This window comes from Frankia sp. CcCS3 (genome assembly GCF_977927575.1).
This window is the reverse complement of record NZ_CDWRCL010000160.1, coordinates 1-9,362: the sequence shown is the minus strand read 5'-3', so window position 1 is coordinate 9,362 and position 9,362 is coordinate 1. Positions and strand designations below refer to the sequence as shown.

The window sequence follows — 9,362 nt, the reverse complement described above, 5'->3', positions numbered from 1 at the left end:
TGCGTTTGGCGGAGCCGGGGAGCGGGCCTTAACCGGAGCAGGAGTCGGTGTAGGGGAGGCGAGGAATGAGCCGGCTCCATTCGGCCGGGCTCAGGGCCGCGCCCGGCCTGGCGCAGGCCAGCCGGCGCAGCCTGGCCGGGTCGAGCGTCCCGAGGAGGACCGATCCCTTGTCGGTGGTCAGCGCGACGGTCTCGGTGCCGGTCTTGGTGCCGGTCACGGCCACCGCTCGGGCGGGTGCGTCCAGGACGCCCAGGGGGGTCATCGCGGGTGTGGGGGCGGAGAGGTCCCAGTAGGCGACCGCGCCACCGCCGTCCGCGCTCACCAGATGATCGTCGGTGGTGAAGGCGACGGCGGCGACGGGGGCGGTGTGGCCGGACAGCCGGCGCAGGACCCGCGGATGGTCGGGATCGCCGACGTCGGAGACCTGCAGGATCCGGTCGTCGCCGCCGGTGGCCAGCCGCCGTCCGTCCGGGCTGAACGCGACGGTGTTCACCGCGCCGGTGTGGCCGGGCACCGAGACCATCTGGACAGGTCTGCGGGGGTCGCGGACGTTCCACAGCTGCACGGTGCCGCTGGCGCCGGCGATGGCGAGGACGGCGCCGTCCGGCCGCAGCGCCACGTCCGTCACCGGCCCCGCGCGGCCGATCAGCAACTGGATCGAGACGGGCCGCCCCGGATCGGCGACGTCCCACAGCCCCACCGACCAGTCCTCGCCGGCGGTGACGAGCAGATGCGCACTGCTCGACAACGCGAGCCGATGGACCGGCGTGGCCTGGGGGTCGAGCGTGCTGAGCGGCCGGGGGCACGCCGGATCGGCGATGTCCCAGAGCCGGCCGGCGTCGGTCTCCCCACCCGTCGCGAGTCGGGTGCCCGAGCGGTCGAACACGACGCCGTGCGCATGGTCGTTCGCGGAACCCCCGGCGGTGGCGGTGGGTCGGCCGGCAGCGTCGACCTTCCAGAGGTGGAGGCTGCCGGTGTCGTCGGTGCCGGCGAGGGTCGTGCTGTCCGGGCTGAGCGCGATGTCGGAGAAGGCCGCGGGACCGGCGGGGATCCGCGCGGCGGTGGACTGGGCGAAGGACGCGAGGACGGCCGCGCGCGCGGCCTCCGTCGGGGCGATCCGGTAGGCCGCGAGGCTCAGCCGGCCGGCCAGGCCCGGTTGCCGGGCCCGCTGGGCCGCCGCGTCCGCGGCCAGGCGTGACGAGATGGACGCGCGGTCGGCCGCCGACACCGGCGACGGGCCACCGCCGCGCGGCACGATGATCAGCATTGCCGCGGCGGCGATCGCGATGGCGAGTCCGGTGACGAGCAGTGCCGGCCGCGACCGCCGCCGCCTGGACGGGGCCGGTGGCGACGGGGCCGGTGATGGGCTGAGTGCCGGCGGGCGCGGGGTTCCTGCTGGATGCGGGGGTACCGACCCGGGCTGTCCACGCGGCGGCGGGGTCCGGGCTGGAATCGGCGGCGGCGAGGCGACAGGCGGCGGGGACAGCTGGGTGACGGGCATGTCCGCCACGTTCGCGGCGGTGCTGCCCGTGCTGCCCGTGCCGCCGGGCGGCTCCGGCCTGGGCGCCGGCCCCTTGGCGCCTGATGGCCGGCGCCGGGCCCAGCGGCGGGCACGTCCGGTGGGCTGCGCGGTGCCGGGCGGTCCGGGCGGTCCGGTGCCGGGCTCCGGGTGCGCGGGGAGGCTACCCCCGCCGATCAGCGATGTCCGCAGCTCCTCCGCGCTCGGCCGGGCCGCCGGGTCCTTCGCCATCGCGATCTCGACGAGGTTGCGCAGCTCGCCGCCAACTCCGTCGAGCCGCGGTGGCTCGTTGACGATGCGGTAAAGAATGGCGTCGATGGGACCGGTGCCGAACGGCGCGTGCCCGGTGGCGGCGAAGATCATGACGGCGCCCCAGGCGAAGACGTCGACCGCCGAGGTGATCGGTACGTCGAGGATCTGCTCCGGGGACATGTAACCGGGCGTACCGATGGCATGCCGGACGTTGTGGTTCAGGTCGGTGTCCGCGTTGAACTCGCGGGCCAGACCGAAGTCGATCACCTTGGGGCCGACCGGGGACAGCAGGACGTTGCCGGGGGGTGAGGTCGCGGTGCACGATCCCGGCCGCGTGGATGGCGCTCAGGGCGGTCGTCACGCTGACTGCGAGCTGTTCGAGATCGGCGGGCCGCAGCGGCCCCCGCACGGAGACGCGCCTCGACAGCGTCGGACCCTCGACGAACTCGGTCACGAGATAGGGCTGGGGCCCGTATGGATCTGCGTCCAGCACGGCGGCCGTGGTGAACCGCCGGACCCGGCGGGCACTCTCGGCCTCGCGGGCGAACCGGGCGCGGAATTCGGGCCGTTGCGCGAGCTCCGGCCTGATCATCTTGATCGCGATGGCGCTTCCGTCGGGTGCCCGGCCGAGGAAGACGGTGCCCATGCCGCCCTGCCCGAGCCGGCCGATCACCTGGTAGACCCCGAGCCGCCGCGGATCGGTCAGCTGGAGCGGGCGCACGGCGTCGCCGGGCAGCGGAGGTGGTGTCGCCCCCGTCACCGTGCCCCACTCCCGTAGTGGGACAACGGCCACGCACGCCCTGCCCCGCTCCCAAGGTACGCCGAGACCGGCGACCTTCTCAGATACGGCGGATGCCTGGACCGGCGCGGGCGCACAGGCAAAGTATCGCAGTAAAGGATGGAAGATCGCAGTATGGACAGAACCAGTATGGACGGAATATAGCGCAATACCGGCAAAGATGCATGATCTGGGAGGCCCTGTGCTCCGCCGCGCGGCAAAGTTCGACGTGACACTGACCCCGACCTCGCGGTCCCTGCTCGCCCCGGTCTCCGAGGAGCCACGGCGGTTGCTGCTCGACCGGGCCCTCGACGAGTTCGTCGCCGATCTCAGCGCGCTGGACGAGACGGCCGGCACGATGGTGGCCGGGGCGCCTCGTCCGACGATCGACACAGCCATCGACGCGGCGGTCCCCGCGGTGGTCGAGGGCACGCTGCTCGTCTCCGGCCAGGAGGTGATGCAGACCTGGGAGGCGCCGTTGATGCGGGCGCTGGCCGCCGAGGTGACCCAGCCGGGCGGTACCGTCCTCGAGGTCGGGTTCGGCCTGGGCCTGTCCGCCGGGTTCGTCCAGGAGATCGGCCCGGCCCGGCACATGATCATCGAGGCGAACCCGGCCACGGTGCGCGTCGCCGAGCAGTGGGCCCGCCCCGCGGGGCGCCGCGGAGTGGAGATCATCACCGGGCGTTGGCAGGAGGCCATACCCGGCCTCGGCCGGTTTGACGGCATCCTCTTTGACACCTATCCCCTCGACGAGACCGAGGTCGACGAGTATTTCGTGCGCAGCCCCACCTTCGCCGAGCACTTCTTCGCGCACGCCGCCGACCACCTGGCCGACGGCGGTTCGTTCACCTACTACTCGAACGAGATCGACTCGGTGTCCCGGCGGCATCAGCGGGCCCTGCTCCGCCACTTCCGCACCTTCAGCGTGCGTGTCGTCGACGGCCTGCAGCCGCCGGCGGACTGCAGCTACTGGTGGGCGCCGTCGATGGCGGTCATCGTCGCCCGGGAACCCCGCCGCTGATCCCCACCTTGCCTATCCAGAGGGATAAATCGGACACCGAAGCCTCTGGATAGGCAAGGTAACCGGGAGATACGGGAGATACGGGAGATACGGGACCGGACGGTTCAGGCGGGCTGGTGGGTGGGGATCACGACCGTGCGAACGGCGTCGTCGCGGATCTCCCCGACCAGCTCCTCCAGGATGTCCTCCAGCGCGACGAGCCCGAGGACCGTACCGTCGGCGTCGGTGACCCTGGCCAGATGCGCGCCGGAGTGCTGCATCGTCGCCAGCGCCGTCCGCAGGTTGTCGTCGGCGCCGACTCGGGCTAGCGGCCGGGTCCACTTGGCCGCGACCGGGCTGGACCGCTGCTCCGGCCGGGTCTCCAGCACGTCCTTGAGGTGCAGGTAGCCGATCAGTCCGCCCTCGGGGTCCCGCACCGGGAAGCGGGTGAATCCGGTGCGCGCGGCGAGCTGTTCGACCTGCCGGGGAGTGACCGCCGGGGACACGGTGACCAGCCCGTCCGGCGGGAGCAGGACGGCACGCGCGGTGCGTTCCTCGAACGACAGCGCCCCGGTCAGCAGGTCGTGTTCATCCTCGGCGAGCAGACCCTCCCGATGCGACTCCTCGATGAGGCCGGCGACCTCGTCGCGGGTGAAGACGCTCGCGATCTCGTCCTTCGGTTCGACGCCGACGAGCCGCAACGACACGGCCGCGATCGTGTTGAGCAGCGCGATGACCGGTTTGCCGCAGCGGACGACTCCGACCAGGAGCGGGGCGAGCAGCAGGACCGCACGCTCCGGCATCGCCAGCGCGATGTTCTTCGGGACCATCTCGCCGACGACCACGTGCAGGAAGGTCACCAGGCCCAGCGCGATGGCGAAGGCCACCGGGTGCAGCAGGGCGGAGGGCATCCCGGCCGCCTCGAACGGTCCGCGGAGCAGATGCGCGACCGCCGGTTCCCCGAGAGCGCCGAGGCCCAGGGTGCAGACGGTGATGCCGAGCTGCGCCCCGGCGAGCATCAGCGAGACGTTCTCCATCGCCCCAAGGGCGATCTTCGCCAGCCGCGAGCCCGCCTCGGCCATCGGCTCCAAGCTCGACCGCCGGGCCGAGATCAGCGCGAACTCGGCCCCGACGAACAGCGCGTTCAGCGCCAGCAGGACGACGGTGGCGACGATCGCCAGCAGGTCGGTCATCCCCACCCCGCCCTTCCGGCCGAGGCGGTCTCGGCATCCTCGGCATCCTCGGCCTCCTCAGCGGCCGGGCCTGCCGGGCCTGCCGGGCCTGTGCCGGGTCGGCGATCCGCGGGGTCCGCGACCGGCGGGTCCGTAGCCCTCTCCGGCGTGGCGCCCGTCGGCGCGATCGGATCCAGGCGGATCCGGTCGACCCGCCGGCCGTCCATCCGCTCGACGGTGTACCGCACGCCCTCCACGGCCGCCGTGTCGCCCGCCCCGGGGATGCGTCCCAGCGCCCGGGCCATCAGACCGCCCAGGGTCTGGTAGGTGTCGTCCGCGGGGATGTCGATCCCCGTGACGTTGCGGGCCTCCTCCGGGCGCAGCAGGCCGGAGAGCAGCCAGCTGCCGTCCCGTCGGCGCAGGGCGCGCGGGCTGACCCGATCGTGTTCGTCGACAACGTCGCCGACGATCTCCTCGATGAGGTCCTCGGCGGTGACCAGTCCGTCGGTGCCGCCGAACTCGTCGACCACGATCGCCATCTGCATGCCGCCGGCACGCAGTGTCTCCAGCAAGGGGTCGAGCAGGATCGTCGAGGGCACGGTCACCGGCGGGACCATCACGTCGCGTACCGGGGTATGGTCCCGGGCGTCCTCGGGGACGGCGACCGCGTTCTTCACATGGATGAGGCCCACGACGTCGTCGCTGTCCGTGCCGAGTACCGGGAAGCGGGAGTGCCCGGTGCGCCGGGTGAGGGTGATAACCTCACTGACCGGTTCGTCGGCATGGACGGTGCGCATGCGCATCCGGGGTGTCATGACGTCTTCGGCGGTCCGGTCACCGAACAGCAGGGATCGCTGCACCAGCGTCGCCGTCTCGTGGGAGAGGGTGCCGTGCTCGGCAGACCGCCCGACGAGGGAGAACAGCTCCTGAGCCGAACGGGCCGAGGCCAGCTCCTCGCGTGGCGAGATGCCGAGGCGGTGCAGCAGCGCGTTCGCCGTGGTGTTCAGCGAGCGGATCAGCGGGCCGGTGGCCTTCGTGAAGGCACGCTGGGGAGCCTGCACCGCCAACGCGGTGCCGAGGGGATGGGCGATCGCCAGGTTCTTCGGGATCAGCTCGCCGTACACCATCGTCAGGCCCGTCGCGAGGACCAGGGCGATCGCCACCGACGCCGCCCGGGCGAGCCCGTCCGGGGCGCCGAGCGAGGTGATCGGCCCCTCGAGCAGCCCTGCGATGGCGGGCTCCGCCAGAAAACCGATCGCCAGGTTGGTGATGGTGATCCCGAGCTGGGCGCCGGACAGCTGGGTGGACAGACCGCGCAGTGCGGTGAGTACCCCGCGGGCGCCCCGATCATCGCGCTCGGCGGCCCGCTCCACCGAGGGCCGGTCCACCGTGACGAAAGCGAACTCGGCCGCGACGAAAACGCCGCAGGCGGCCACGAGCACCAGGCTGAGTACCAACAGAAGCGCCTCGATCATCGGTCGACCCCCGCGGGCGCTTCCTCGCGCGTGGGTCGGCCGGAACTACACCCGGCATCTTCGGAGACTTTCATGATCCCTTCCGGTCGGTGCGGGGTGACCCGGCCCGCGGGCCTACCCCGTCACGCGGCAACAACGCGCTTCATAGCCCGTTCGTTTCACGATGACCTCTGGTCGGCGCACGGTCCAGACCCTGAGTGGGCCTCAGTAGAAGATCACCGTGTGGGCCAGCCGGCCAGCCGGTCCGGTGTCGTGGCCCGGCCGGCCCGGTACTGGAGAACGGTCGATCGGCGGGCGTGGGCCGGACGCGATGGTGAGGAACCGGACGCGCCGATGAGAACAAGAGCCCTGGAGCCCGATATGACGGATCCCCGACGGTGTCACGGAGGGTAGCAGCGGGAAGGGATTGGGTGACATCACCGGGTGGCTTGCCGGCTCGCCGCGCGACGAGGAGGTCGTCATGCACAGGTCTCATGGGAGGGTTTTTCCGGTGGTACTCGCCCTGGCCGCGACGGCGATCCTCGTCGCCGGATGCGGCCCGGGCCCGGGCGGCGGCGGGGGCACCGCGGTGGCGGCTCCGGCGACGCCCGTGGCGGCCCGGTGCCGGACCGCTCAACTCGCTCTGAGCAGCATCGACCGCCAGGGAACCGCGGGCAGCGACTACGAACGGCTGGTCCTGACCAACATCGGTCACAGCCCCTGCGTGGTACGCGGATTCCCTGGCGTGTCGTTCGTGGACGCGGCCGGCCGGCAGGTGGGCGCGGCGGCGGAGCACACGGGGCCGGTGGGCGCGCCGGTGCGGCTCGTGCCCGGGGGCGCCGCGACGGCGGTCCTGCGCATCCTGCATCTCGGCGTGGCGGAAGGCTGCACACCTCCCTCGGGGACCGCGCCGGTCGCCGTGCTGCGCGTGTACCCGCCGGGGAACACCGAGGCGCTGCGGCTGACCGGCCCGGACACGCGGGCATGCCGGGATCCCGCCGTGCGGCAGCTCACCGTGGCCGCGTTCACGGCGTGACCGGGCCGGCTCCCACGGTGCCCAGGGCGATGCCGGTGGATCGGCCGGTGGAGGTCAGAGCCGTTCGATGATGGTGGCGTTGGCCAGGCCGCCGCCCTCGCACATCGTCTGCAGGCCGTAACGGCCGCCGGTGGCCTCCAGGTAGTTGAGCATCGTGGTGAGCAGGCGGGTGCCCGATCCACCCAGTGGGTGGCCCAGCGCGATGGCGCCCCCGCGCGGGTTGAGCTTCGCCGGGTCGGCACCGGTGTCGCGGGCCCACATGAGCGGCACGGGCGCGAACGCCTCGTTGACCTCGAAGGTGTCGATGTCGTCGATGCTCAGACCGGCGCGCTTGAGCGCCTTGCGGGTCGCCGGGATCGGCGCGGTCAGCATGAGCAACGGGTCATCCCCGGCGAGCGCGAACGTGTGGAACCGGGCCCGTGGCCGCAGGCCGAGCTCGTTCGCCCTGGTCTCGCTCATGATCAGGACGGCCGAGGCGCCGTCGGTCAGCGGGGAGGAGTTACCCGGGGTGATGTTCCAGGTGATTTCCGGGAAGCGGGCAGCGTACGCCTCGGTGTAGAAGGACGGCTTGAGCATCGCCAGCGTCTCAACGGTCGTGGTCGCTCGGACCGTCTCGTCCACGGTGTGCTGGGCTGTCGTGCCGTCCGGAAGGGTGATCTCGACCGGGACGATCTCCCCGGTGAAGTCCCCCGCCGCGGCGGAGGCCGCCGCGAGCTGGTGCGACCGCGCGGAGAAGATGTCCAGGTCCTCCCGGTTGATCTTCCATCGGGCGCTGACGAGCTCCGCGCCGATGCCCTGGTGGGCCAGGCCCTCCGGGTAGCGGGCGTGCAGGCTCGGGCCGTTGGGGTCCTTGCCGAGGGTGGTGGAGCCCATCGGCACCCGGCTCATCGACTCCACCCCGGCGGCGATGACGATGTCGTAGGCGCCGGCGAGCACCCCCTGCGCGGCGAAATGGGCGGCCTGCTGGCTCGACCCGCACTGGCGGTCGATCGTGGTGGCCGGCACCGACTCGGGGAACCCGGCCGCCAGCACCGCGGTGCGCCCGATGTTGACGGCCTGCTCGCCGGCCTGGTCGACACACCCGGCGATGACGTCGTCAACCAGCGCGGGATCAAGGTCGTTGCGGGCGATCAGTGCCTTCAGCACGGTGGCCAGCAGCTCCACCGGATGGGTTTCGGACAGCGCCCCACCCGGCTTGCCCCGTCCCGACGCCGTGCGTACCCCATCGACGATGACTGCGTTCTCCATGGGCTCTCCCTCGTCACAACCATCACACGTCACAATCATCACAATGACGGCGGATCGACCGTTGCCCTGCCCGTGTCGCCTACCCGTTGCCTGGCGCTTGCCTGGATCGACGCTACGGGCCACCCTCTTGATGGGTCAACAAGTGAACCGGAGGTCAGGGGGTCGGGGCCGGGCATCCCGTCGGATAACCGAGCGCATGTGTATAGTATCTCTCCGCTGCCGGATGTAGCGGGACGTACCGGCAGATGTTGGTCGCGATGAAGGAGCCGGGAGTCGCGAAATCGAGGCGGCGCGCCTGCGCCTGCGCCTGATGGGTGGTCCACAGGGTGGCCTTGAACTCGGCGGAGTGTTCACCCATCATCCGGGCGGCGAACTCGACCAGCGCGGCGTCGGCGTACTTGCTGGCGACGATGCCGTTCGGCACTGCGAGGGTCTGTGTCGGCTGGGACGGGATGATGTTGTAGTCACCCGGCTCGATAGCGGCCCTTGTGAAGACGTTGGCTCCGACATCGAGGTACTGGGAGTACCAGTCCCGCTGGATCGCCGATTGCCAGTCGTCGAGTGGCACGAATCTGATCTTCTGGTAGCTGTCGTTGTATTCCTGGACCGCCATCGTGGGAGCGCCCGCCGCCCACAGGACCGCGTCGGCGTGATCCGCACCGGTGGGATGAAGTTTCTGGAGAGCCTCGGCTATCCGGTTCCCGGTCACCGGACGGATGACGCAGCCCGCTCCTTTCACCCGGGTGATCTGACGGAACAGCACGGAGGCGATCTGGTGGGTGCCCGAGTCGAGCATTCCGCTTTCGACCGTCTTGCCGCACAGATCGTCCGCGCTATGAATGCTGGAGTTGGTCGGGACGATGAGCTGAAGAACGTCGTAGTAGATCTGGCCGACGAGGCGTA

The 9,362-nt window shown here is 71.5% G+C and carries 7 protein-coding genes and 1 pseudogene; 2 read left to right on the top strand and 6 right to left on the bottom strand.

Features of this window, described 5'->3' with window-relative positions:
* Positions 1-28 precede the first annotated feature (28 nt).
* Both AC08OQ_RS13965 and AC08OQ_RS13960 read right to left on the bottom strand, forming a co-directional pair.
* Entirely contained in the window at positions 29-2,038 is a 2,010-nt protein-coding gene (locus tag AC08OQ_RS13965) for a protein kinase family protein (RefSeq protein WP_476601449.1), read from the bottom strand.
* Positions 2,039-2,129: 91 nt separating this feature from the next.
* A pseudogene (locus AC08OQ_RS13960) lies at positions 2,130-2,417 on the bottom strand (protein kinase family protein); the annotation flags it as partial.
* A 334-nt stretch (positions 2,418-2,751) separates the two neighbouring features.
* Between AC08OQ_RS13960 and AC08OQ_RS13955 the strand changes: the two are divergent.
* Positions 2,752-3,570: a class I SAM-dependent methyltransferase gene (locus tag AC08OQ_RS13955; protein WP_476601448.1), complete on the top strand. Its 819-nt coding sequence runs from the start codon at positions 2,752-2,754 to the stop codon at positions 3,568-3,570.
* 104 nt (positions 3,571-3,674) lie between these two features.
* Here the strand turns inward: AC08OQ_RS13955 and AC08OQ_RS13950 are convergent, their stop codons facing one another.
* A complete protein-coding gene (locus AC08OQ_RS13950) occupies positions 3,675-4,742 on the bottom strand; it encodes a hemolysin family protein (RefSeq protein WP_476601447.1) in 1,068 nt (355 codons plus the stop codon).
* Positions 4,739-6,196 (bottom strand): hemolysin family protein, encoded by a 1,458-nt coding sequence (locus tag AC08OQ_RS13945; RefSeq protein ID WP_476601446.1) that lies wholly within the window; start codon positions 6,194-6,196, stop codon positions 4,739-4,741. The genes AC08OQ_RS13950 and AC08OQ_RS13945 overlap by 4 nt, the downstream gene beginning before the upstream one ends.
* A 460-nt stretch (positions 6,197-6,656) precedes the next feature.
* On the opposite strand from AC08OQ_RS13945, the gene AC08OQ_RS13940 reads away from it, so the two are divergent.
* The gene (locus tag AC08OQ_RS13940; protein ID WP_462188258.1) at positions 6,657-7,211 is read left to right on the top strand and encodes a DUF4232 domain-containing protein; all 555 of its coding nucleotides are present in this window, start codon (positions 6,657-6,659) and stop codon (positions 7,209-7,211) included.
* Between the two features lie 54 nt (positions 7,212-7,265).
* Here the strand turns inward: AC08OQ_RS13940 and AC08OQ_RS13935 are convergent, their stop codons facing one another.
* Complete coding sequence (locus AC08OQ_RS13935) at positions 7,266-8,459, bottom strand: thiolase family protein (RefSeq protein WP_462188257.1); 1,194 nt, start codon at positions 8,457-8,459, stop codon at positions 7,266-7,268.
* Between the two features lie 154 nt (positions 8,460-8,613).
* Positions 8,614-9,362 (bottom strand): TAXI family TRAP transporter solute-binding subunit (locus AC08OQ_RS13930; RefSeq protein WP_476601445.1); only part of this gene is annotated, 749 nt, incomplete at its 5' end.